Here is a 25,292-nt window from a genome sequence, read left to right on the forward strand (position 1 = left end):
TTGCACCACGGATTGGCTTAGTGAAAAAGGAAATGCCAATTTAATTTATCCAAGTTGTTATATAAAACACGAAGAAATGCGAGTTCATTCTTATGACAAGATTAAGCGTAAATTTGGTGAAGAATCACAAGAGTTTAGATATTACAAAAATGTTTATGAATATTGTAAAGAAAATGGCGTAGTACGTTTTGAGCAGAAATTAAAATCAAGATATTTACAGCGTGAAAATTTATGTTATTGGGGTATCAGTGATTTTTCTAAGCTAGAAACAATACATCAAGGATTTATTGATATGTATAAAAAATTAAATGTTAGCGAAATTAAATTAGAAACCATAGCAGAGCAATTAGTATCAAATGGAGTTGTTGATTCTTTAAGAAAAGCTAACACATCAGCTTTTTATGCTATGCGTTGGTCTTCAGGTGAAGATTTGAGTAATTTGTCTTCCGCAACATTCAAGCGTCATCGAGCAAATCTTAGAAAAATCGGAATTGATATTGCAACTCCATGTGATATTGAGAAATTTCAGGCTGTTCGAGTTATATCTTGTGAAAATATCATTGTAAGACCATTTAAAGCCCCTGATTTTTATCAATTTCCAAGCAACGCTCCTCAGTTACGTTTTGTTGTTTAATAAATAAGTTTTTTCATCATCAATTAGGAGAAATTAATTATGCGTACCGGATTTTATATTGTAGGTATTTTAAAAGGGTATAAATCTTCATCTTTTACTAATCGAGAGACTGGAGAAGTAAAAGATCGTCATAACATGGGGGTTCAATTACAAGAGCCTGATGGTTATGGCGGTTATAACACATCAATTCAAGAAATTAAGATTGATGATCGCTCTATGAATGATGCGTTAAGAAATACGATTAATCGCTTAAAGGATAAGACGGTAATGGTGCTTGTTTATCCTCGTGAATGGGCTATGGAAAATGGCCGTAAAGGTATTACTTATAATTTTGATGAAAGTTCGCTTATTGAAGAATTAAAACAATGAGCGATGAAATAGAAATTACAACTAAGTTTTGTCACCCTTATATGAATTTCGGTGGAGATGGTTGTAATGATGTGATTTTGAAAGTGCCAAAGATAGAGGCAGTAAAACTTCAATCCGTGGCACTTTCAGGAAATGAAAATCAAGGCTTTTCAGTTGGTGATTTTATTCATCATACTGATAGTTTTGGCTTTTCATTTGGTATTGTGCTTATTTTTTACTTAATCGCTAAATCTGTAGGGGCAGTGATAGCAATTTTTAAATAAGCACATCATTTTAACTCAATATAAGGAGTTTCTTATGTCAGATTTAAAAAAATATCTCATTGCTGCTGTAGCTTTGGGATCTTCCGTTGGCGCTTTTGCTGGTAGTGAATCGGCACAAAAAGTACAAATCGATGTTTCTGGTATGCTTAATCAAGTTGATTTTTCAACGGTGATTGCTGGAATTATCGCAGCAGGCGGTGTATTAATTGGGCCACGTATTGCAAAAATGGGCATTCGCTTTATTTTGGGGCTATTTGGAAAATAATAATAAGGGGATTGATATCCCCTTTTTTCTTTGGATTTCGTATGTTATGGGATTTAGCTTATTTTCTACTGGGTGTAATATGCGGTTGGGTTGTGGTAATTGGATTAAACGATTAATTATTTTAAGTTTGATTCTTAATATTTTGTATTTCCCTTATCAGGTGTATGCGAATCCCGCACTTGCTGCTCGAGTTATTACTCAAGTTTTTGAACGTGTTATAGCAAGACGAGCAGCTGTATCGATTGCGGGCGAAGCTGCCGCAAATGATGCTGCTTTTTTAGCAGCAAATGAGGCAGCAATAGGCATGCGCGCTGCACAAACTTATCGAGCATTAGGCACTGTTGCAGCAAATGATTCAACATTTGCGATAAGTGCTACATCAACATTGCGTCATGCAAAAGATATTTCTTGGGTTGCTTTGGCTTTAACATCTGGGGTGATTACTCTTAGTGATTTAAACATAGAAAGCAATAGTAAAATAGGGGTCACTTTTGAACCCACTGCTGTTCTTTTATCAGATGGGCGTTATGCAATAAATGTTAATGGAGAAACAAAAATTGTAAAGGCCATGCCTAGTTCCAAATCCCCTGTAATTTATCAGTATTCTAAAGATAAGGTACAGATTTCAGAGGGTAAAGATGATATACATAAATCCGATATATTAGATAATCACTATAAATATTATTACGAGTTAAAAACAGGGGAATATGCTCAATCAAATTCAATTTCGCTATTATCAGAATATGGTGTTCAAGAAGATTATAGTGTTAAAAGTGAGGATAAATATACAGAGATAAGCATTGAAGGTAGTAAATATAGTTATCTAGAATCTCAAACAATTGTAGAAAATAAATATCTAAGACATAAAGTAATTGGGAATACCATTTACGCAGATGTACGTAATACATGGACTTATAAATCTTTATCTTCAAATTTTAATCCTGTTTTAGAAGGAAACACAGGAACGAACACTATTTATTCTTTCAATCAACCTAAGCCATCAGATTATGAGGAGTTTACAAGAACAGATTCAAAATCTATTACAATTGAAATTAATAATGATTTTACTGGTGATACATCAACGGCATTAAAAGAAAAAGAATTAGGTTCAATTAGTGAATTAGATTTAAATCTCTATACTACTCCTTTAACAGCGACACAATTGGCACAGTTATATAACGCATTATTAATGTCAGCAGCGATGCAACCTGATTATTCAGGCATTCCATTTGCCTCATCATATCCAATTACAGCAGCTGAAGTACAACAGGTTTTAAATAAGCTTGGCATTACTCCTACTTATGCAGATCTTTTTACTAAAGCAGGTAAAGGAAATCAAATAGATTTTCCAATGTCCTCTCCTAAACCATTACCTAATCCATCACCTAATATACGACCTGATAAGGATGACGATGACGCTGAAGGGGAGCCTGAATATCCTGAACTTGAAGCACCTACCGCAATGCAAATTTTAGAGCCATTTAATCAGTTTTTTCCGCAGCTCAAGAATTTTCATTTAGCCGATCGTGCTGTGCAGTGTCCAACGTGGGAAGGGCATATTGATTATTTAAATATTGATGTTCGATTAGATAAGCATTGCCAATATGTAGAGCAAAATAAAGCCGTGATTACTTCCTTGATGCTGCTTATTTGGGGAATTGTCGCATTAAGAATTTTATTGAGTGCATAAGGAATAACAATGGGTAGCTTAATTTTACGTTTATTTAGTGGTTTTCTTGGGTTTGCTTTTAAAGGTATTGTTGCAAAATTTTTTGTTTTTTTCTCACTTTTCTTTATTACAACGGAATTTATTCCCGTGGTGATTGAGTTATTTTTGCCAAAAGAGATACCAAATTTAAATGCGTTATTTAGTGGTTTACCTGATTCTATTTGGTATTTTCTATCAATATTGCAAATTCCAACAGGAATAACATTGGTTATTTCTGCTATGTTGGCGCGTTTTATTATTCGCCGTTTACCGATTATTGGCTAGGGGGCATTATGGCTATTTCGGCTTATGTGGGTTTACCCGGTCACGGAAAATCTTATGAAGTGGTGAAATTGGTCATCATTCCTGCCATTGCTTCGGGCCGTCGGGTTGTTTCAAATATTTACGGATTAAACAAACAATTAATAGAAGAATATTGTTTATCAAAAGATAAAAAATTATCGCCTGATAACTTAGGTGAATTGGTTGTTGTCGATAATGATTTATGCTTAGGTGTGGATTTTTACCCTTACAAGAACGCAATAGATAATAATATGGAAACCTTTTGTAAAGCAGGAGATTTAATCATTATTGATGAAGCGTGGCGATTTTTTCCAAAGAAAGAAAAAATCAATGATAACCACTTTTCATTTTTATCAGAACACCGACATTTTACGGATAGTAACGGCATTTCTTGTGATTTTGTCATATTGAATCAGGATTTAACCAATTTACAAAGAGAGCTTGTGGAGCGAATTGAAACGACATTCAAAATGACAAAATTGGTTGCCGCAGGGTTAAAAAGTCGTTATCGGGTTGATGTGTTTTCGGGTAATAAATGTTGGAAAACCGCAAAGACGGCAAGTTATCAAGAAAAGTATGATAAGGCTATTTTTCCGCTTTATAAAAGCTATGAAACCGATAATGGACGGGAATTAGTCACAGATAAACGGCAAAACGCGCTGAATAAATCCAGTATTAAATATTTTGCCGTGTTTGCCGTATTGATTGTCGGGTTTTCGTTATATAAGCTCATTAGCTTTTTTACGCCACCTGAACAGGATACGCCAAAAGTTGAACAGACATTAAGCGAAAATAAGGAAATTGAAGCGATTACATTAAATAATCAGCCACAACTTCAAGTAACTTTACCGTTATCAACGCAATGGCGCATAACAGGGGAGTTACAAAAATCAGGAAAAGCCTTTGTGATTTTGGCTGATAACCAAGGTAATTTACGGTTAGAACCACGTTCTAACTTTAATTTTACGGGGCGAATGTTGGAAGGCATTATTGATAATCAACGGGTTAATTATTATTCTGGAGTAAAACAATGAAATTACAACGTAACATTTTATGTTTTTTTTCCTGTTTTTTGTTTGGTGTGGCGCAGGCAAAAAATGTTGATTTTAAGCTTGAAGCCGTACCGTTACCGAAAGCGGTAGGAATGATCTATGATGAAGTTTTAGAAAAGCCTTATATGCTTGATCCAAAATTAGCAGCAGATACACGGTTAATCAGCTTTCATACCAAGGAAGACCAAGATTTTAATCAGTTTATTACACGCTATTTTGAAAATATGAATATCAAAACCTATGAGAAAAATGGCGTAGTTTACCTTGCGCATATTGAGCCAAAACCGCCAAAAATTATCAAACACAGTTTTGTTTATAATCCTGTTCATCGTGATACAGAATATCTTGCGCAGTTTTTACAAGGAGAGGGGCAAGTCTCGGCAAGTGGTGATAAGCTCGTTTATTATGGAACAGCGGAAGATATTGCAAGAATTAAATCAGTTTTAAAATCGGTTGATACGCCAAGCCGTGAAGTCGTTGTAACGGGTTATGTTTTTGAAGTGCAGGACATTGCCAAAGAAGGAAGCGGAATTAATTTATTGGCAAAATTGCTATCGGGAAAACTGGGTATCAACATTGGTTACAAACAAAACTATGAAAATTTTATTACGGTTAATGCAGGGAATTTGGATGCAATGATTGAGTTATTTCGCACTGATGAACGCTTTCAAGTCGTTAGTAGCCCAACGTTGCGTGTAAAATCAGGTTCAAAGGGGAATTTTTCAGTAGGTTCTGATGTGCCTGTTTTATCAAATGTTACCTATCAGGACGGCAGACCTATTCAATCGATTGAATATCGTTCTTCTGGTGTGATCTTTGATATACAACCAACGATTAAAAGTAATGCAATAGACTTAAAAATCAATCAACAACTTTCTAATTTTGTGAAGACGGATACGGGCGTAAATCAATCGCCAACACTGATTAAACGCGATATTGTTACTGATGTTACGCTTAAAAGTGGTGATATTGTGGTTTTAGGCGGACTGGCTGAAAACAAATTAACGGAGGGTGAAACAGATTTTTCATTCTTGCCGAAAGGCTTCTTGACGGGAAAATCTAAATCAAACACTAAGACAGACATTGTAATTTTATTGCAAGTTAAAATGATTTAATTGAATTTCATAAAGTAAAAGCCACAAAGGGTAAAGGAGTTATACTCCTGCGCTTTGTGGCTTTTACTTTATTATGTTTTACTTGAAGAACTAGCTAGACAAGAGTCATTATATTTCTTCAAAAATAGGTATTAACTGCTCCCATTCATCAATAACAGGCAATTTTGAAAGCTTAGTTTTCTGAATCCTATCAGATAAAGATAATCTACTATATGAAGTATTTGCGGAACATTGCTTTAATTGAGAAGAGTTTAGTTGGCAATCTGTTTTTTTAAGTATTTCAGTGGTTATAGCAGCATTCATTGTTATAGCACCGTTAGGGTGGGGGTGTTGGGGGGAAATGCTGTGCATTTTCCCCTGACGGTAGGCGCAGCGGCTGCAGCGCCGGTATCAGCGATATTGATTTGAAAAAATGAACATCTTGCGCGTGCTATTCTTCAAAAAATCACCACATTAAATTCGCCCCTGTAAATAACAAAGCGATAGTTAACTACTTACAGGACTTAATGCGAAACGCTCGAATACATATTTTATTTAGGCATTTTTCTATAGAACATCACTTTTTTTCTTGCATCAGGGCTTCTGACATAAATAAGCAAAATGTACATAGATAAAATAAACAGAATAAATGCAAGAATGCCAAAAAGGCTAAAGCCTGCAGATCCACTTAGATTTTGTATAGACGTAAAAATATGTTCACCCAAGAAACGTAAGGTGAAATAAGCACCTATAACGCTGATAATTAATGAGATGATGAAATAAGGCATTAAACTTTCACCATACTTAACGGTAGCTTGGCAACCTCTGCAAACCTTAATACCTCTTTCTGACTCTGTAAAACAGAATGGGCATTTAATAATTTCATTTTTATTATCAGTCATGCTGACTCCTTTCTATCTAACTAAGTTGGAATTATATATAAATGTAGGTTTTTCTATCAAGTTGCAAGCTCAGCCTTGAACATAGATAATCTTTACATTTCATTGACATTTTAACCTAACCATTCAATAAAACGATAAAATAGCACGTTACAACGTGTTATCCAGCCTTATTTTGTCTTGTTTTGCTAGTACCTGTGACTTGTGTATAACTGTGTGATTTATTTAATCCGTAGTTTCCGCTAACCTGATAACTAATTTCGCATAATGTATATTATGTTAAATTAATTGATTATGAAGTAACGCTTATAGGATTGATCTTTACTCTTCTTTCAAAGCTTTTTTCAGGCCGCCCGATGCTATTTTCAATAGAATATGGAAGTCAAAAAATAAGATCGCGCTACGTAAAATCTGAGCACTTTATTGCAGGGATAATTAAGATGTGACGTTGTATTATTAATCAGAACATTAATTCAACATAAATGAGAATAGTTGTTATTGATTTTACTCTTTAAAATTAATAAGTTATAAAAAAAAATCAAAGAAAAAACTTGCAAATTCTCATTTAGACACCTAAAATGAGAATCGCAAATTGAGATTTATTGCATTTTTATCAATCAAATGGAAAGGAATTAGTTATGCTTAATCAAGCCATCACAAACAAACTCAATGAACAAATCAATTTAGAGTTCTACTCTTCTAATGTTTATCTACAAATGAGCGCATGGTGTTCAAAACACGGTTATGAAGGTGCAGCCGCATTTTTGCTTCGTCACGCTGATGAAGAATTAGAACATATGCAAAAATTGTTCCAATATGTAAGCGAAACCAGTGGTATGCCACTTTTAGGTAAAATTGATGCACCAAAACATGAGTATGCTTCATTAAAAGAGGTGTTTGAAATAACTTTAGAACACGAAAAATTAGTTACATCAAAAATTAATGAATTAGTTGAAGTTACTTTCGCAAACAAGGACTACTCTACTTTCAATTTCTTACAATGGTACGTAGCAGAACAGCACGAAGAAGAAAAATTATTTAGTAGTATTATTGATAAATTTAATCTTGTTGGTGAAGATGGAAAAGCTCTATTCTTTATCGATCGCGATTTAGCAACTTTAGAATAATATAGGAGAAATAAAATGTTATCAGAAAACGTAATCAAACTGTTAAACGATCAAATGAATTTGGAATTTTATTCTTCTAACCTTTATCTTCAAATGAGCGCATGGTGTGAGCAACAAGGCTTTGAAGGTGCTGCAAAATTTTTATCTGCACATGCGGCAGAAGAAATGCAACATATGCGTAAATTATTCACTTATTTGAATGAAACCGGTGCTCAAGCAATTATTTCTGCCATCGAAGCACCATCACACGAGTATAAATCATTAAAAGAAGTGATCGAAATCACTTATGAACACGAAAAACTGATTACCAGCAAAATCAATGAATTAGTAGGTAAAACTTTTGAAGAAAAAGACTACTCTGCATTTAATTTCTTACAATGGTATGTAGCTGAACAGCATGAAGAAGAAAAATTATTCAGTAGTATTTTGGATAAACTTAATCTTCTTGGTGACGATGGTAAAGGTTTATTCTTAGTTGATAAAGACTTAGGTAATCTTGCAGCGGCTTAAATTTACTTTTTTGAAATACCTAGCTTTTAGCTAGGTATTTTTTATTCAAAAAAATTATATTGACTATTTATAAATCAAATAAGATTTTTTATTAAATTTTTTCTTGCTCATAGACTAAATATCCGTATAATTCGATTCGTAAATATGGCCTGGGTGGCGAAATTGGTAGACGCAGCGGATTCAAAATCCGCCGGTGAATAACCGTGTCGGTTCGAGTCCGACCCTAGGCACCAAATATAGATCCCTGCTCTTTGAGCAGGGATTTTTATTTTATCAGACTTTATGACTATAATATATACTCCCTCATTAGTTATGAGGGAGTATATGTATCTATTGTAATGATTAAAAATTTAATACTTTATCGGCTTCCATCGTCCAGTCTGCCAACTCTGCTAACGTACCGATTTCCACGCCCTCCGCCAATGGTAATTCAGTAATACCACGAGCATTTGTACAGGTTTTACAAAGTTTAATTGTCGCCCCTTGTGCCGTTAAAATTTCCAACATTTGTTGTAAATGATATCCTTCTGCTGGATTTTGTTTTGCTAAACCGCCAGTTACCGCATCAGACATTAAAAATATTTTTAAATTAACCGCACTTTTATGCTGCTCTTGCAACTGTAAAGCCAAACGTAATGCACTAAAAAAATGCTCGTCACCATAAGGGGATGAATGGATAATAAATAGAATATTTTGCATACTTTTCTCCTTAATTTCCTTGGTATTAATAACCTTGCTGATAAATTCCTTCCAACAATTTCACTGAAAGTAAGGCGAGATTAAAACGTTGTTCATCTGCCACAGACCAAAATTCTACACCATTTTCTACCGCACTTATTTGACTTAAATGAAGTTTTACTGATTCTTCTCCATTTTCTTGTTCTCCATTAAGCACAGGCGTAATTAAGGTTTCTTCTAAAGCGACAAGCTCGCTATTTTGAGGCTGATAGTCGAAATCATAATCTGAAAGTGCGGTGACTTTTTGTGCCAATCCATAAAATACAGGCACTTGGATTGCGTGGAATGTAGCACGATCTAATTGCGGAAAAATTCGTTGTAATTGATTCGATAAATTAGATGTTTGATGCGGATAGACATCAAATGCTAAGCGCGTTTCTTCTTCGTCCAATGGAATGCCATTTAATAAACGGGCTGTTTGTCCGGCAAGTTTAGTCACGGTTTCTGCATCCGTATAAGAAGCCGGCAATAAAGAGGTGACAAACACTTGATTAAGATTAGTTTCTTGTAAAATCGGGGCAAGGGTTAAAGCAAGTTGACTTACTTGTGGATCAGGTAAACTAACAATGTTACGTTGTCTCAGTTCAAATAATTGTGATTCATTTACCGTTGGGACAACAACGGGCACATCAGAAAGTGTACTACAAACGCCTAACATATCAATGACAATACAGCCCTGCTCTGCTGCTTGCGCAATATGGGAAACTTGCTCAAGTTTTCCTGCAAAAAAGACATAATTAAAATCAGCCCACTCAACTTTATTTGGTGAAAGTTGTTCAACGCCTTTATTGCGAAAACGAATATTTTGTTCTTCTTCAAAAGGTGTTATTTCAACAATAGAAACGCTGCTAATTTCAAGCGCACTTTGTTCTAAACGCTCTACAATTTTTTCACTTAATTCAAATTCTGCTGCTATCGCAATATTTAAGGTTGCGTCCATTTTTCTCTCCGCTGTAAAATAATCGGCATTATTTTACACCAAAACCAGGAACGAAATAATGACACCTGCAATTGATTTACTTAAAAAACAAAAAATTCCTTTTATCTTGCACACTTATGATCATGATCCAAACAATCAACATTTTGGTGATGAAGCCGCAGAAAAACTAGGCATTGATCCTAACCGCTCTTTTAAAACGTTACTTGTAGCGGAAAATGGCGATCAGAAAAAACTCGCTTGTTTTGTGCTTGCAACGGCAAATATGCTGAATTTAAAGAAAGCAGCAAAATCTATCAGTGTTAAAAAAGTGGAAATGGCAGATAAAGATGCGGCGCAGAAAAGTACAGGCTATCTTGTAGGAGGAATTAGCCCGCTCGGTCAAAAAAAACGCGTGAAAACTGTGATAAATTCCACCGCACTTGAGTTTGAAACGATTTATGTTTCAGGCGGAAAACGTGGGCTAAGCGTAGAAATTGCGCCACAAGATTTAGCAAAGGTATTAGGTGCTGAATTTACTGATATTGTTGATGAATAAGTGATGGACTTATAAATTTAAAGGCGGATTCATTCCGCCTTTTTGACTAATTCAACTCTTCCAATAATTTCCCCAATCCGCTCTGGCGTCTCACTGTCTGGCGAATTGCTGTTTTCCATATTTTTTCATCGGCAAATACAGTGAGTTCTTTTTTCGCACGAGTCACGCCCGTGAAAACTAATTCTCGCGACAGTACTGGATTCACTTCTGTTGGAAGAACCATTACAGTGTGTTCAAATTCGGAACCTTGAGATTTATGAATCGTCATCATAAAAGCGGGCTCATGTGCTGGAATTCGGCTTGTCAGCACTTCTCGATTGCCAAACCATACTTTACCATTTGCCAAGCAAAGTCCAATATCGCCGTTATAAAGGCGAACGTTATGATCGTTTTCAGTAATCATAATTGGCTTGCCAATATACCAATCTTGTTCATTACGGAACCAAAGCAATTTTTCCTCTCGCAACGCTAACGCAATTTCTTTATTGAGGTTTTCAACTCCTAAATTGTTATTACGAAGTGCGGTTAAAAATCTCACAGAATTAAATTGTGCTTGAATAGCCTCGGCATAGGAAATGCCTTGTTCATTTTTAGCGTTAGGATCAATTTTTTGTTTACGTAAATCGTCCAACATTTTTAAGAAAGTGCGGTAATTTTCCACCGCACTTTTCACCACTTGATTGACCGCATCGCTTTCATCATTTAAGGCATTAAAGTGCAATTCTTGCGGATAATGTTCAAATAACCCAAGGCTATCGTCTGCTTTGCCTTTTTGAATGAATTCAGCCAATTTTCCAATGCCTGAATCTTTATCAAAACGACGACTTTCTGTTAGATGGCATAAACAATCACGTATTGGATTTGAACAATCAGCACCATTCACTTCGTATCCTGTCGTCGCTTGCAAATATGCGGCTTGTTCATCGCTATAAGGTTGATTAACAAATTGTGCCAATTCTGCCAATACAGCCCCCGCCTCAACAGAGGCTAATTGCGCCTGATCGCCTAATAAAATTAATCGAGTTTCAGGCTTTAACGCATTGATAAGTTTTGCCATCATCGGCAAATCAATCATTGATGTTTCATCAACAACTAACACATCTAACTGCAAAGGATTATGACTGTTATACCGAGTGTAATCATTAAAGGCATTCACACCTAGTAAACTATGCAAAGTACTGGCTTTTTGCGGAATCGCATTGAAAAGTGAATCGGATAAATTCATTTTTTCTTGCATAAAGCCTAACGCATTTTTAATCGACTCTTCCAAACGAGAGGCAGCCTTACCAGTCGGAGCAACTAATTTGATATGTAATTTACAATCAAATAATTCTTGTAGAACGAGCAATAAACGCGTAACTGTCGTGGTTTTTCCTGTTCCTGGACCGCCTGTAATAATCGAAAATGGGCTTTTAATCGCTGTCGCTACCGCGACTTTTTGCCAATCTGTTTTTTCCTGTTTTTTAGGAAAATATTTGTCTAATTTTTGACTAATTTCATCATAAGAAAAGGCTAAAGTGCGGTGTTTTTTTAAAGTGTTTTTTATGTATTGTGCGATACGGTATTCATCTTGCCAAGTGCGATAGAAATACAATGCGCCAAATTGAAATGCCATTGGCGCAATTTGATTGACGGGATCTTGCGTAAATGCCATATGCCCGCACAACGCATTTTGCCAATCTTCCACAGCTAAATAACCAATCTTTTCACGAATTTCAGCTAAATAATCTTCTTCCGTTGTACGATAAGCCAAGCCAAATAAATTATGTTCTAAATAGCGATCTAATTGGCTGCAAGTATTTCCCTGCGTATAACGCCAGCTACAAAGTGCGGCTAATAATATGGCTAAATTTTTGACTGGTTCCGCATAATCCGTATGGCATTGTTTATCAGCTATCAATTTAGCAAAATAATAATCACCTTGAGAAAGAATGCCCTGCTCTTTAAGTTTTTGTAATACGGATAACATTAAAACACCCCATCTAATTCTGTGATTAATTCAACGCTTGGACGATCATAAAATACGCCAGATTGTGGCTCACCATTCATTCCACGCAAGAAAAGATAAAATACCCCGCCGAAATCTCGCGCATAATCATACTTAGGCACAACGCTTTGCAAATAACGGTGTAATGCCAGCGTATAAATTAAATATTGCCAATCATAGTGACTGTGTAACATTTCTTTTTTCAATTCATCCTCGTTGTAATCAGCAAGGGTTGAACCTAAGAAATTAGATTTATAATCAACAAGATAATATTTCCCATTATGGCGGAAAACTAAGTCAATTGAACCTCTCACCATGCCCTGAATTTGTTCAAATTGAAGTGGCTCGCTTGGCAAATGATGATGGGCTTTCAACGCGCGATTAAACGCTTCAACATCAAAATGTTCCCGAATAGCCAGATAAAATGGCATTTCTTTAATGCAATCTTTATTTGCCAAATCAGCTAATGCTATTCCTATTTCATTAGAAAGTGGCGTATGTGAAATCTGTTGTAGCCAATTTTGTAGCGGTTCTGTAAAGGTTTCATCTAACTGTAAGGATTGTCTTAATTTGTCAATTTCTTCTGTATTTGCCAAGTCAGAAAAATAGCAATTTTCAAAATGGCGATGCAATGCCGTCCCGACTTGTTTACCTCGTGGTAAATCTAAAATGTTTGATTCATTTTCGTTTAAAAGTGCGGTCGAAATTTCAATCGAATTTTGGCTGTCATAATCTTTTGTATCATCAAAAACTACGTGTTTTTTACCCGCACTTTCAGTGAAATAATTTTGTCGGCGATGACCTTGCTCAATTGAAGTAAAACTGGTTATTCGCCAATCTTGCTCAATATTGCCCGTAAATTCTGCGGCTTTAAGCTCATCATGTTTTATATTGATTGATAAAGCCGGCAAAGCTTTTAGATTTGGCTTAGTACAGATTTCCACATTATCTTGCATTTTTTCTTTAAAGGCTTGCAACAACGTCTCGGTATCTTTAGTCGCTGATAACGCTATTTCCTTGCCTATTTCACCTTGGCTTAGTACATAATGCAAGGCATTCCATTTTTTATCAAATTGTGCAGGCAAAGCGAATGCCATTTGATATTTAGCTCGCGTTAAAGCCACATAAAGTAAACGTAACTCTTCAGCAAACGTTTCTTCATAAAGTGCGTTTAAATTACGATTTTCCATATCCCATAAGGTTTCATCTCGCTCTTTAGAATAATAAATATTGATGTCTTTTTTACTTGGATCTTTGCTCGGCACAGCTAAAAATGGTAGCCAAACTAAATCATATTCTAAGCCTTTAGATTTATGGATACTCACGATTTTTACCAACTGGCGTTCACTTTCTAAACGAATTTGAGCCTCTTGACGACCTTCGCCTTGAATTTGTTTTTCAAACCAACTGAGCAATGCTGCTTCACTTTCGTGTAGCGTGGCAGCTTGTTGTAAAATTTCTGCCAAATGTAGGAAATCCGTTAAATCTCGCTCGCCCGTTGCTTGGCTTAATAAGCGTTCTGAAATGCCTTGTTCCAATAAAATTTGGTGGAGCATGACCAATATTCCTTGGCGTTGCCAAGTTTGTTGGTATTGAGCAAAGCTATCAGCCCAACGTTGCCAGTCTGCCTCATTTTGCTGAATTTGATGAATATCCGCTGCATTTAAGCCGAAAAGTGCGCTCGCAATTGCGTTCAAAATTGGACGTTCAGCCACATTCAAACAGGCTTTAAGCACCCAAGCTAATTCTTTCGCAACATTGCTATCAAATACGCTATTTTGATCAGAAAGATAAACTGACGCGATCCCCAATTTTTGCAATTCATTTTTTACTAAAGCCGCTTCATTTTTATCACGCACCAATACGGCAATATTCGCCGCTTGTAAGGTTTTATAGGTATCTTCGTTTTGAAAAACTGCCTGATTTTCAGCCGCACTTTTTAACCATTGTTGAATTGAAATAGCACATATTTTTGCCATTTCAGCTTTATTCACTTTGTCACTTTCAGTTAAATAAAAACGATAAGCTGGTTCGGCTTTTCCATTTAAATAAAATCGCAGATGATCATCACGAGAATCAACAGCAGTAAAGTTAATATTTTGATAAATAAATGGCGATTGAGGAAAATCAAACAACGCATTTACGCCATCAACCAGATTCTTCTCTGAACGATAATTTTTAGTGAGTTCAAAGCGAGATTGGGCTTCATCCGATGCTTTTAGATAAGTAAAAATATCTGCGCCACGGAAACGATAAATCGCCTGCTTAGGATCACCAATCATAATAAAACCAGTATTTTTTTCGGGATTATCACGATAAATTTTTGAAAAAATAGCGTATTGTTGTGAATCCGTATCCTGAAATTCATCAATCATCGCGAAAGGATATTGGAAACGAATCATTTCCGCTAATTCATCTCCTTGCGCACCTTGCAAGGCTTCGCAAAGCAAACGCAATAAATCATCAAAGGATTTTTCTTGGTGATTAAGTTTATAGTCTAAAAGTTTTTGTTGTAAGCCTTGGCGATAATGATAAAGAGTGAGTTTGCTTAGTAAATCTGGTGTCATTAAGACATTAACGCGCTTTTCAAGCTCTGCAAAAATCGGGGAATAAAAAGGCGTTGCGGGTTTTTTATCTTTATTTTTATCCGTTAATTCTTCGCAATTTTTCTCAATAGATGATTGTAGGAAATAGTCTTTCAATGTGGTATTAATTTGATAATCTCTAGGATTATTTGACCATTGATTGATTTTATTAATCCAATCCCCTAAACGCTTTACTTGGTACTTTTTACGATTTAACGATTTCAACTGATCTTTTGGATAATCTTTCTCCAGTTCATTAGTAATAATCGCTGAAATTTCATCCGCACTTTCCAACCAAAATGCCTTTAATTCATTCAACGCCTTTTGATAACCACCAAGATATTGCGGTAAAAAGATTTGTATTGGTACAGATAACGCCTGTTTATTTTCAATCTCCACCTGCAAATCTTTACCTAAATCCGCTTTCAACAAAGACAACACATTTGCTGGCGATACTAATTCTGTCACGATAAAATTCGCAGATTCAAAATCCAACGGATAAAAATGTTCTCGCCAAAATTCATTAGCAAAACGAACCAACAAGTCAGATTGATCTTTAATTAATTCTAAATTGAAGTGAATGCCAGAATGGAAAGCATATTGCATCAACATACGGCGACAAAAACCGTGAATGGTATAAATCGCCGCCAAATCCATATTTTGCTCAGCTAATTTTAAGCGATGAATTGCCTCAAAAATGTTTAAATTATCACAAAGTGCGGTAAGAAATTCATCATTTTTAAATGCGGATTTATCTTGGGTTTCTGCAAAGGCTGTGAGTTTATCAATCGCATCTGTTATACGCTCACGAATTTTTTTCTTAAGTTCTTCTGTCGCCATATCTGTAAAGGTTACCACCAGAATTTCTTCCACATTTAACGGACGAGAAAAGTTATTTTCCCCCGCCTTTAATAAAAGTCGGAGATATAAAGAACCAATAGTATATGTTTTCCCTGTACCAGCGGATGCTTCGATTAAGCTAATTTGATTTAAAGGCAACGTGATAGGATTCAGTGGGATTTTTTCGGCCATAGATTTTAACAGATGAGAACTAATGGCATTATTTTACAAAATTTGCAGTTAAAAATGCAAAAAAAGGACGCTTTTCAGCGTCCTAATTTCAAAACTATTTTTCTAACTTCCTTAAAGCATCACAAGCACCTTGACCACCGTTATCACAAGCCTTACGGAACCATTCTTTAGCTTTAGAAAGGTCTTCTTTTATAACATCAACAGAGTATGTTCCACTATAAAAAAGCCCCATAACATATTGAGCCGATACAGAGCCTTGTTCAGCTGATTTTTGAAACCATTTCACCGCTTCTGCATCATTTTGTTTGACCCCTCTTCCATCAAGATATACTTCCCCCATTTTATTTTGAGCATCAATCATTCCTTGTTCAGCCGCTTTGCGATACCATTTTGCCGCTTCAGAATGATCTTTTTTTACGCCTTTTCCAAGGCTATATATCAAACCCAAACTAAATTGAGCCTCTGCATCACCTTGTTCAGCCGCTTTGCGATACCATTTAGCCGCTTTGGCATCATCTTGTTTTACGCCATATCCCTTGGAATACATTATCCCTAAATTAAATTGAGCTGATGTAGAGCCTTGTTCAGCTAATGGTTTCCATAATTTTATAGCGGTTTGATAATCACCTTTATTTGCAGATTCAAGTCCTTGTTGAAATTGCTGTTCTGGCGTATCTGCCCAAGCAGTAGATTGAACAGAAAAAATTGAAGTAGCTAATAATGCGCTAGTGAGAAGTGTTTTTGTTAGTTTCATATAATAATCTCTAAATTGATTTATAAAAGAAGATAAATTTTTGTCCAGTAAGATATTTTCTTTGTACAGAGATATTCACACCCAGTACAGATAAAAAACTCGGAGACAAAAACAAATTTTATTCAGCACGATTTTCTTGTTGCTTTTCAGACAAAGTAAAGCCACTAAATCCCAATCCTTTTAATAAAAAATGAGTCACGTCTTTAGACAATGACTCCTTACGACCTTTAAACCCACGCATATCACCAAAAGGCTCAAAACTTGCAATGTTTTTTATTTCTTCATTAACTAATTTGGCATATATTAAACAATCAGTAATAGCTTGTCGTAATTGATCTTCTTTTACTTGTTTTCCGTGTACTACTTTATCACGTGTTTTTTCAGCTTCTTTTAATTGTTTTATAATACGATCTGGTAACGGTTTATTAAAAATATTCTTATAAATTTGTTTAAATCCATCACGTGTTAAATGATGATAATTCACGATATTTCTTGCAACTTCTATATCTGCAGCAAATAACTTTACAGCACCGCCATAAAGTAATCTATTTTGTCCTTGTTCAATTTTAAAAAACAAATAAGCAATAGCAATTTCGTAGTCACCTTTGATAAGTTCTGGAAGATATTCAAAATATTTTTGAATATCTTCTGGCAACGATTGGTATTCAGTCAAAATCCCTTTATAGCTTTTGATTATTTTTTTCATTTCTTCAGTTTTCATAACATGATCTCCATTATTTGCTTAAATTGTAAAAATTCTCACAACTCTCTGTTATACGACCATTAATACAAGCCTTACGGAACCATTCTTTAGCTTCAGAAAGATTACGTTTCACGCCTTGTCCATTGCTATACATCACACCCAAATTATTTTGAGCAGCTACATCGCCTTGTTCAGCCAATGGCAGCCAAAGTTTGAAGGCTTTTTGATAATCGTGTTTATTATAGGATTCAACGGCTTGTTGAAACTGCTGTTTTGGCGTATCTGCCCAAGCAGTAGATTGAAAAGAAAAAATTGAAGTAGCTAACAATGCGCTAGTGAGAAGTGTTTTTGTCAGTTTCATAACATACCTATTAATTAACCTTAATTGGAATACCAAACTTTTTTGTTTAGCAAGATGTTTTGTTGTTATCTCTGTAAAGAGATAACAACACCCAGTATACTGGGTGCGAAAAGGTTAAAAATTAAACTTTAAATAACTAACAAAAGTGCCTTTTTCTTATTTATATTTAATCATTTAAAATGATAGAAATAGGCTAAAAAACACACTGGTTTTAGGAGGACAATTTAGCGAAATTATCAATTTAGAATTTATAGAAAAAATAGACTTATCTATCATAATAATGAAAAAAGGACGCTTTTCAGCGTCCTAATTCTTTATCTAAACTTTAAAAAATTAAAGTGCAGATTTTGCTTTTTCAACTAATGCAGCGAACGCGACTTTGTCGAATACAGCGATATCAGCAAGAATCTTACGGTCGATTTCAACAGATGCTTTTTTCAAGCCGTTGATGAATTTGCTGTAAGATAAACCATTTTGACGCGCTGCAGCGTTGATACGTGCAATCCATAATTGACGGAATTGACGTTTACGTTGACGACGGTCACGATATGCGTATTGACCAGCTTTGATCACCGCTTGGAAAGCAACGCGATACACGCGTGAACGTGCACCATAATAACCTTTAGCAGCCTTAAGAACTTTCTTATGGCGTGCTCTTGCAATAACACCACGTTTTACACGAGCCATTATTTAATCTCCTATGTAATATTTTTCTAAAATGAACTAATCGTACGTTTTGCTTAAATAACGGCTTATGCGTATGGTAAGCAAGCTACTACTAAAACTTGGTCTGCTTTCGCAACCATTGATTTATGACGTAAATGACGTTTACGTTTAGTTGTTTTTTTAGTCAAAATATGACGTAAGTGAGATTGTTTACGCTTGAAACCACCAGAAGCAGTTTTTTTGAAGCGCTTCGCTGCGCCGCGTACTGTTTTGATTTTAGGCATTGTTAAAATAACTCCGCATTTTTCGTTTAAAACAACATAATCAGGCGAACTTAAAAAGTTACTTGGAAGCACTGATCATTTCCATCATAAGGCAAATTAAATTGCCTTTTCAAAAGCAGTTAGGCTGCGTAGTGTGCCCAACATGCAGTTGTCTTTTCATTTAAGTCAGACTTAAACAAAAAGATTTGCTGAGATTTCTCAGCAAAATTCTTATTTTTTCTTCGGTGCTAACACCATTACAGCCTGACGGCCTTCTAATTTACCTGGTGCAGATTCAACGACAGAAATTTCAGCTAAATCATTTTTTACGCGCTCTAACACATCAAAACCAATGTCTTGGTGAGCCATTTCACGACCGCGGAAACGCACAGTAATTTTCGCTTTATCTCCTTCTTCTAAGAAACGGATTAAGCTGCGTAATTTAACTTGATAGTCACCTTCGTCTGTGCCCGGGCGGAATTTAATTTCCTTAACTTGCACAACTTTTTGTTTTTTCTTTTGTTCTTTAGCGGTTTTACTTTTTTCGTAAAGGAATTTACCGTAGTTCATAATGCGGCAAACCGGCGGCTCTGCATTTGGGCTAATTTCAACAAGATCAAGCTCTGCTTGCTCTGCCATTTCTAGGGCTTGTTGAATAGAAACAATTCCTGCTTGTTCACCATCTTGGTCAATTAAACGAACTTCTTTTACACGAATCTCTTCATTGATACGGTTTGGGCGATTTACTGCCGGCGCTTTTTTTACGGTTTTAATAATCGTATTCCTTCTATTGGTTAATAGTAAAAATCTTTTCGCTAAAAATAAAAGATTTCAAATTTGTTGCCCGTAAGGAACGAGCAAAATCCCGCGAATTCTATAGTATTCACACTACTTATGCAACAAAATTTAGCCTTTAAGCGAAATTTCTACGCTTAAACTTTCGCCAAATTCAAGCAAGTGATGAATGCGAGCAGTTTCTAAGCACAACATCGTTTGATAGCCAGTTTCACTCATTCCACTCGTCTTTTTATGCCAAGGATTCCAAAGGACAAATTGACTTGCATTATGATGATGCAGTGCAATCGTACGATTGAAACTTTTATCTACGATTTGATTCTGCATTTTTTCTGCGGAATAAATGCAATCCACATTTTCAGAAATGTGACGCGGTGACGGAACGTTTTCTTGTTGTTGGTTTAAGCTATTAAAACAAGTTTCAGGTAAACCTTGTACTTCCACTTGATTAATATCCCCAATATTGAAATAGGTATGCAACGCTGCTTGTGCAGGTTCTTCGCCATAATGCGTGAAAGTTAAATGACATTTGTCTGTAAATACCATTACAATTTTAGCTTCGATAATATTTAAATCAGAAAACAACTCAAATTCTAACCGCACTTTATACGCTGAAATATCGTAATGACTCAACTGCCATAAACGAATGCGAGCTGTACCGTGCGCAGGTTGTTTTACGCCACCAAACCAGGGATAACAAATCGGTACACCACCACGAATAGCATTGCCATTTTCGAATAGTTCTACTTCACTTAACCATAATACATCTTGCTTCGCATTTTGCGGTTTCCAACTGATAAGCTGTGCCCCTTGTAGGGAAATTTTTGCCTCTCCAACAGCATGTTTTAGGTGAAGAACAGGGATGTCATTATATTGAACTAAGTTTAGCTCTGGCGTTAATGTTTTAAGAAAAGTAATCTTCATATTTATTCCCTATATGAGATGAAAAAACCGCACTAAAGTGCGGTCTCTTTTTTCAAAGTTTTTATTCTTCATTAAGTAATTTTAATTCACGGTTTCTTACTTGATTTTTCAAGATTTCCGCAAATTCTTCCACAGTAAATGTACCTAAATCAGCACCTTTACGGGTACGTACAGCCACTTTACCTTCAGCGATTTCTTTATCACCGCAAACAAGCATATAAGGCACGCGACGTAAAGTATGTTCACGGATTTTGAAACCCACTTTTTCGTTACGTAAATCAGTTTTCACGCGTAAACCTACATCGGAAAGTTGTTTTGCTACTTTCTGTACATAGTCGGCTTGGCTATCAGTGATATTCATCACAACCGCTTGGGTTGGTGCTAACCATACAGGGAAGAAACCTGCATATTCTTCGGTAATGATACCAATAAAGCGCTCAATAGAACCTAAAATTGCACGGTGAATCATTACAGGGGTTTTACGACTATTGTCTTCTGCCACATAAGTTGCATCTAAACGACCTGGTAATGCGAAGTCTAATTGCACGGTACCACATTGCCATTCACGGCCAATGCTATCACGTAATGCAAATTCAATTTTCGGACCATAGAATGCGCCTTCACCCTCTTGAATTTCATATTCAAGACCGTTGTGCGCCAATGCAGCTGCAAGACCTGCTTCCGCACGATCCCACATTTCATCTGAACCGATACGATTTTCAGGGCGAGTAGAAAGTTTTACTGCGATATTAGTGAAACCAAAGGTGCTATAAATGTCGTACACCATTTTGATACAGCTAGTTACTTCGCTCTCAATTTGATCTTCAGTACAGAAAATATGTGCATCATCTTGAGTAAAGCCACGAACACGCATTAAACCGTGTAAAGAACCTGATGGTTCATTACGATGACAAGAACCAAATTCCGCCATACGGATTGGTAAATCACGGTAAGATTTTAAACCTTGATTAAAAATTTGAACGTGTCCTGGACAGTTCATCGGTTTAATTGCATATTCACGGTTTTCAGATTGAGTGGTAAACATTAAATCTGCGTAATTTTGCCAGTGACCAGTTTTTTCCCACAACACGCGATCCATCATAAAAGGACCTTTTACTTCTTGATAATCGTATTGTTTTAATTTAGTACGCACAAACGTTTCAAGCTCACGGAAAATTGTCCAACCATCATTGTGCCAGAACACCATACCAGGTGCTTCTTCTTGCATATGATATAAATCTAATGCTTTACCAATTTTACGGTGGTCACGTTTTGCCGCTTCTTCTAAGCGTGTTAAGTATTCAGCAAGTTGTTTTTTATCCGCCCAAGCCGTACCATAGATACGTTGTAACATTTTGTTTTTACTGTCACCACGCCAGTACGCACCAGCAACTTTTTGTAATTTAAAATGCTGACAGAAACGCATATTTGGCACGTGTGGGCCACGGCACATATCAATATATTCTAAGTGATGATATAACGCAGGCGTTGCAGTACGTTCAATGTTTTCATCTAAAATTGCCATTTTGTATGGCTCGCCGCGTTTTTCAAAGGTATCACGCGCTTCTTGCCAAGTAACACGTTTTTTCACGACGTCATAATTGGTTTTTGCCAATTCCAACATACGTTTTTCGATGGCATCTAAATCTTCTTGCGTTAAAGAGCGGTCTAAATCAATGTCATAGTAGAAACCGTTTTCAATAGTTGGACCGATTGCCATTTTTACATCTGGGAATAATTGTTTAATGGCATGACCAAACAAGTGGGCACATGAGTGGCGAATAATTTCTAAACCATCTTCATCTTTAGCGGTAATGATTTCAAGCGTTGCATCTTGCTCAATCATATCGCATGCATCACGGCGCTCACCATTTACACGGCCTGCGATAGTGGCTTTAGCAAGACCCGCACCAATATCTTGTGCGACTTCAAGAACAGAAACAGGATGATCGAATTGACGTTGGGAACCGTCAGGTAAAGTAATAATTGGCATTGTTTTTTCCTTATACAGTGGTCACCCATACGAAAGGTGACGTGTTCGTTTAAAATTCTATAAAAATTAACCGCATTTTTGCCCTACTTGGCTTCATTCCTACCATTGAACGAGCGGAATTAGGCAAAAAATGCGTGGCGAATTCTATCACTTTCTTAAGGTATTGTTAAATAAATGCACATATTTTACAGAAAGGAAATAATGTTTTTCTGGCTAGGGGCTTTATATCCTAAAAATAAAGGCTAGAATAACCGCACTTTTAAAAGTGCGGTTTTTTTATGCTTTCTCTTTCACTAGCACCTATTTTGAAGTACATCTTGCATTTAATAATACATAAAAATATAATGATAATCGTTATTATTTATATTTTATTTAGTAAGGGAGTATACTATGCATCAAAAGAAACCGTTAATGTTGTTATTCTGCTCAACATTTGTTAGCCCATTTATTATGGGGCAAACTGTTGAAACAACCAACAAAAATATATTGCCCGAAATTGTTGTGTATGGTGACAACAATAAATCGCTTTCTTCCATTAAAACGCTCTCTTCTGCCGAGATAAGTAAAACGCCCACATCAAACGGTAATATCACTGATTACCTTCGTTCTAACCCCCATATTCGTTATGAAAATAGCGATCAAAATGGTTTTCAACGTGGTGAAATCAAACCTGAAAATATTTCAATTAACGGTGCCGATCCAAATCAAACCGCCTATTTTGTTGATAATGTCAGTATAAATAATGATCTTGCTATTGATAACAGTATTTTTGACGGTTCTATGCAAGTTGTTCCAGGAATTAGTCACACTCAAGCTTATTTTTTTGATGCTACTATGCTTTCTAAAGTGGAAGTACAAGATAGTAATATTTCTGCTAGCTTGGGGGGCTTTATGGGTGGTGCCGTTATCGCTAAAACGAAGCAATATAGTGGCACTGATAGCATAAAACTTAAATATCGCACTACGCGTTCATCTTGGGCAAAAATGAAAGCAGATAGCGCAGCGCAAAAAATACTGAAGTTGGTACGTCCAGATGATGTCGGAGTGGCAGAATTACAACCTAAATATGATAAACAAACATTCAGTGTTGTAGCCGAAAAAAGTCTAGGTGACAATATGGGGATGGTTTTAGGCTATAGTCGTAGAACATCGTCTATTGAACAAAATCGTTTGATTGGTTACAAAACAGCAACCACAGAAGCACAACTAGATAAGCAAAATCATCAACGACTTTCCGATAATCTTTTATTAAATTTCAATTGGACACCGCAAGAAAAAGAGCGTATTGAACTCGGTTTACGTTATTCAAATTATAAAGAATTGAAATATTTCAAGGAAAATATAGATAACAACGTAAGCGATTATCATCAAGCTCTAGGAGCAACGCTTGCTTGGGTACATTCATTTGACTCTGGCGTTTGGACAAATACCTTAGCATATGATCGTTTTAAGGATAAGCGTAAATCAGTTTCAGCAGATGTTTCTTCTGTAAGTGTTGTACTAGATAATGGTCTTTCATACGACTATGAAAAAGGCGGATATGGCAACAGTCAATTAATTCAAGATAATTTACATTTTTCTACTGAATATGCAATGGAACCTTTTCATTTAGGTTCTACCGAGCATTCCATTTCTATCGGAAGCATTTATCAGGCAACAGAATATCAATTCTATCGTCCACAAGATGTTCATTCAAAAGTGGTTCAAGTGATTTTAGATGCAAATGGAAGTAATCCAACAGAAATGATCCTGTCGGATAGCACAACATCAAAAGGTCGGGTTAAAACTACCTATCAGAATATTGTGGCTTATGCTGAAGATCTAATAAAATGGAATAAATTTGAATTACGTCCTGGTATTCGTATTGAACGTGATGATTATTTAAAAAACAATAATATTGCCCCGCGCTTTGTTGCACGTTATCACCCTTGGGATGATACAGGATTTACATTGGGTTTAAATCGTTATTACGGTCGTTCTTTTGCTTCTTTAAAATTAGCCAATAGAATCTTAAAGATTAACGATGATTCAACACGTCAGCATCAGAACTTTTCATCCCTTAAAACGCCTTATGCAGATGAATTAAGCTTAAGCTTTGATCAGAATATAGGTAATTTAGCACTCAAACTTGGTTATATTCATCGTGATAATAAGAATCGTATTATGTTGAAGAAAGAATCGACAAAAAGTTTTTATATTAATGGTCATAACTTTGGTGTTGATGTTTATACTTTTCAACTTAACAATATTGAACCCTGGAAATTGGGTAAAACTTATTGGACAACATCACTCGGTTTTGATTGGCTAAATACAAAACGAGCAGATGTAAGTAATGAATTTGATCCAAATGAACCCGTCTATTTAGACGGAAAATTAATGACTCGTAGTCAAATGCTACAACAAGTTAATAGCAGTACAGAAGATTGGATTGCTCGTTTAGGTATTGATATGGAGATGCCAGATTACAATATCACTTGGTCTAATAAAGTGTATATGAAAGCCCCAATTCGTAGCTATGAGGAACTTGAGAGCAATGATAATGGCATTTCACGCTTCCGTAGCTATCACTATGGCAGACATACACAATGGGATAGTAGCATTCGTTGGCAGCCGACCATTCTAGGTAAACATAGTGTCTATTTGCAAGTAGATATTTTAAATGTACTCAATAAAACACGTAAAAATAAAGTCACTACTCTTTCCACTAGCGATGAATACGGTGTTTATACGCCTGGGCGTGAATTTTGGCTAGAAGTTGGCTATCAATTCTAATATTCTTCAATGTATAGGGC

25 protein-coding genes, 1 tRNA gene and 1 pseudogene are annotated in these 25,292 nt (G+C 35.8%); 13 read left to right on the top strand and 14 right to left on the bottom strand.

Annotation, left to right across the window (positions count from 1 at the left end; all coding sequences use genetic code 11):
• The 8 genes from FE813_RS06265 to FE813_RS06300 form a co-directional block, all read left to right on the top strand.
• Positions 1-634: phage/plasmid replication domain-containing protein (locus FE813_RS06265; RefSeq protein ID WP_258038688.1), on the top strand; the 634-nt coding region annotated here is incomplete at its 5' end.
• Positions 635-673: 39 nt separating this feature from the next.
• The gene (locus tag FE813_RS06270; RefSeq protein WP_005639340.1) at positions 674-1,003 is read left to right on the top strand and encodes a DNA-binding protein; all 330 of its coding nucleotides are present in this window, start codon (positions 674-676) and stop codon (positions 1,001-1,003) included.
• Positions 1,000-1,266, top strand: coding sequence for a hypothetical protein (locus FE813_RS06275; RefSeq protein WP_005639342.1), 267 nt, complete (start codon positions 1,000-1,002; stop codon positions 1,264-1,266). Before FE813_RS06270 ends, FE813_RS06275 begins: the two co-directional genes overlap by 4 nt.
• Before the next feature lie 34 nt (positions 1,267-1,300).
• Positions 1,301-1,531 carry a hypothetical protein gene (locus FE813_RS06280; protein WP_102704450.1) on the top strand — a complete coding sequence of 77 codons (231 nt, stop codon included), beginning with the start codon at positions 1,301-1,303 and terminating at the stop codon, positions 1,529-1,531.
• Positions 1,485-3,221: a hypothetical protein gene (locus FE813_RS06285; protein WP_235898349.1), complete on the top strand. Its 1,737-nt coding sequence runs from the start codon at positions 1,485-1,487 to the stop codon at positions 3,219-3,221. The genes FE813_RS06280 and FE813_RS06285 overlap by 47 nt, the downstream gene beginning before the upstream one ends.
• Before the next feature lie 9 nt (positions 3,222-3,230).
• Positions 3,231-3,524, top strand: a complete 294-nt coding sequence (locus FE813_RS06290) for a DUF2523 family protein (RefSeq protein WP_005639346.1) — start codon at positions 3,231-3,233, stop codon at positions 3,522-3,524.
• A gap of 8 nt (positions 3,525-3,532) precedes the next feature.
• Positions 3,533-4,576: a zonular occludens toxin domain-containing protein gene (locus FE813_RS06295; RefSeq protein ID WP_139989911.1), complete on the top strand. Its 1,044-nt coding sequence runs from the start codon at positions 3,533-3,535 to the stop codon at positions 4,574-4,576.
• Positions 4,573-5,709, top strand: a complete 1,137-nt coding sequence (locus FE813_RS06300) for a type II secretion system protein GspD (protein WP_139989912.1) — start codon at positions 4,573-4,575, stop codon at positions 5,707-5,709. The genes FE813_RS06295 and FE813_RS06300 overlap by 4 nt, the downstream gene beginning before the upstream one ends.
• A gap of 108 nt (positions 5,710-5,817) precedes the next feature.
• Here the strand turns inward: FE813_RS06300 and FE813_RS06305 are convergent, their stop codons facing one another.
• Together FE813_RS06305 and FE813_RS06310 are read right to left on the bottom strand one after the other, a co-directional pair.
• Positions 5,818-6,012 (bottom strand): hypothetical protein, encoded by a 195-nt coding sequence (locus FE813_RS06305; RefSeq protein ID WP_044231924.1) that lies wholly within the window; start codon positions 6,010-6,012, stop codon positions 5,818-5,820.
• Between the two features lie 227 nt (positions 6,013-6,239).
• Positions 6,240-6,590 carry a hypothetical protein gene (locus FE813_RS06310; protein ID WP_053087830.1) on the bottom strand — a complete coding sequence of 117 codons (351 nt, stop codon included), beginning with the start codon at positions 6,588-6,590 and terminating at the stop codon, positions 6,240-6,242.
• Positions 6,591-7,225: 635 nt separating this feature from the next.
• Between FE813_RS06310 and ftnA (FE813_RS06315) the strand changes: the two genes are divergently transcribed.
• The 3 genes from ftnA (FE813_RS06315) to FE813_RS06325 all read left to right on the top strand — a co-directional run bounded on the left by ftnA (FE813_RS06315) (position 7,226) and on the right by FE813_RS06325 (position 8,457).
• Entirely contained in the window at positions 7,226-7,714 is a 489-nt protein-coding gene (ftnA, locus tag FE813_RS06315; RefSeq protein ID WP_048953195.1) for a non-heme ferritin, read from the top strand.
• Positions 7,715-7,729: 15 nt separating this feature from the next.
• On the top strand, positions 7,730-8,224 hold the full coding sequence (gene ftnA / locus FE813_RS06320) for a non-heme ferritin (RefSeq protein ID WP_139989913.1): 495 nt from the start codon (positions 7,730-7,732) through the stop codon (positions 8,222-8,224).
• 147 nt (positions 8,225-8,371) lie between these two features.
• Positions 8,372-8,457: transfer RNA gene (locus tag FE813_RS06325), tRNA-Leu, on the top strand.
• Positions 8,458-8,566: 109 nt separating this feature from the next.
• Here the strand turns inward: FE813_RS06325 and FE813_RS06330 are convergent.
• Both FE813_RS06330 and FE813_RS06335 read right to left on the bottom strand, forming a co-directional pair.
• Entirely contained in the window at positions 8,567-8,923 is a 357-nt protein-coding gene (locus tag FE813_RS06330) for a DsrE/DsrF/TusD sulfur relay family protein (protein WP_005631701.1), read from the bottom strand.
• Between the two features lie 25 nt (positions 8,924-8,948).
• Positions 8,949-9,902, bottom strand: a complete 954-nt coding sequence (locus FE813_RS06335) for an oxidoreductase (protein ID WP_118845285.1) — start codon at positions 9,900-9,902, stop codon at positions 8,949-8,951.
• 58 nt (positions 9,903-9,960) lie between these two features.
• Between FE813_RS06335 and ybaK the strand changes: the two genes are divergently transcribed.
• Positions 9,961-10,437: a Cys-tRNA(Pro) deacylase gene (gene ybaK / locus FE813_RS06340; RefSeq protein WP_139989914.1), complete on the top strand. Its 477-nt coding sequence runs from the start codon at positions 9,961-9,963 to the stop codon at positions 10,435-10,437.
• 46 nt (positions 10,438-10,483) lie between these two features.
• Here ybaK and recD read toward each other — a convergent pair whose 3' ends face one another.
• The 10 genes and pseudogenes from recD to thrS form a co-directional block, all read right to left on the bottom strand.
• Positions 10,484-12,406 carry an exodeoxyribonuclease V subunit alpha gene (gene recD, locus FE813_RS06345; RefSeq protein ID WP_139989915.1) on the bottom strand — a complete coding sequence of 641 codons (1,923 nt, stop codon included), beginning with the start codon at positions 12,404-12,406 and terminating at the stop codon, positions 10,484-10,486.
• A complete protein-coding gene (recB, locus tag FE813_RS06350) occupies positions 12,406-16,041 on the bottom strand; it encodes an exodeoxyribonuclease V subunit beta (RefSeq protein WP_139989916.1) in 3,636 nt (1,211 codons plus the stop codon). Before recB ends, recD begins: the two co-directional genes overlap by 1 nt.
• 94 nt (positions 16,042-16,135) lie before the next feature.
• The gene (locus FE813_RS06355) at positions 16,136-16,795 is read right to left on the bottom strand and encodes a tetratricopeptide repeat protein (RefSeq protein WP_139989917.1); all 660 of its coding nucleotides are present in this window, start codon (positions 16,793-16,795) and stop codon (positions 16,136-16,138) included.
• Between the two features lie 118 nt (positions 16,796-16,913).
• Entirely contained in the window at positions 16,914-17,516 is a 603-nt protein-coding gene (locus tag FE813_RS06360) for a hypothetical protein (protein ID WP_118855048.1), read from the bottom strand.
• Positions 17,517-17,574: 58 nt separating this feature from the next.
• Positions 17,575-17,859: pseudogene (locus FE813_RS06365) on the bottom strand (tetratricopeptide repeat protein); the annotation flags it as partial.
• A gap of 333 nt (positions 17,860-18,192) precedes the next feature.
• Entirely contained in the window at positions 18,193-18,546 is a 354-nt protein-coding gene (gene rplT, locus FE813_RS06370) for a 50S ribosomal protein L20 (protein ID WP_005596075.1), read from the bottom strand.
• A 65-nt stretch (positions 18,547-18,611) separates the two neighbouring features.
• Complete coding sequence (rpmI, locus tag FE813_RS06375) at positions 18,612-18,809, bottom strand: 50S ribosomal protein L35 (RefSeq protein ID WP_005596065.1); 198 nt, start codon at positions 18,807-18,809, stop codon at positions 18,612-18,614.
• A gap of 210 nt (positions 18,810-19,019) precedes the next feature.
• A complete protein-coding gene (infC, locus tag FE813_RS06380) occupies positions 19,020-19,565 on the bottom strand; it encodes a translation initiation factor IF-3 (RefSeq protein WP_444546724.1) in 546 nt (181 codons plus the stop codon).
• A gap of 129 nt (positions 19,566-19,694) precedes the next feature.
• Positions 19,695-20,507, bottom strand: coding sequence for a D-hexose-6-phosphate mutarotase (locus tag FE813_RS06385; protein WP_139989918.1), 813 nt, complete (start codon positions 20,505-20,507; stop codon positions 19,695-19,697).
• A 61-nt stretch (positions 20,508-20,568) separates the two neighbouring features.
• A complete protein-coding gene (gene thrS / locus FE813_RS06390) occupies positions 20,569-22,500 on the bottom strand; it encodes a threonine--tRNA ligase (RefSeq protein WP_139989919.1) in 1,932 nt (643 codons plus the stop codon).
• Positions 22,501-22,950: 450 nt separating this feature from the next.
• Here thrS and FE813_RS06395 point away from each other — a divergent pair, with 450 nt between their 5' ends.
• Positions 22,951-25,272 (top strand): TonB-dependent receptor plug domain-containing protein, encoded by a 2,322-nt coding sequence (locus FE813_RS06395; protein WP_235898356.1) that lies wholly within the window; start codon positions 22,951-22,953, stop codon positions 25,270-25,272.
• Positions 25,273-25,292 lie beyond the last annotated feature (20 nt).

The sequence above is a fragment of the Haemophilus seminalis genome, assembly GCF_006384255.1.
Taxonomy (GTDB): Bacteria; Pseudomonadota; Gammaproteobacteria; order Enterobacterales; family Pasteurellaceae; genus Haemophilus; species Haemophilus seminalis.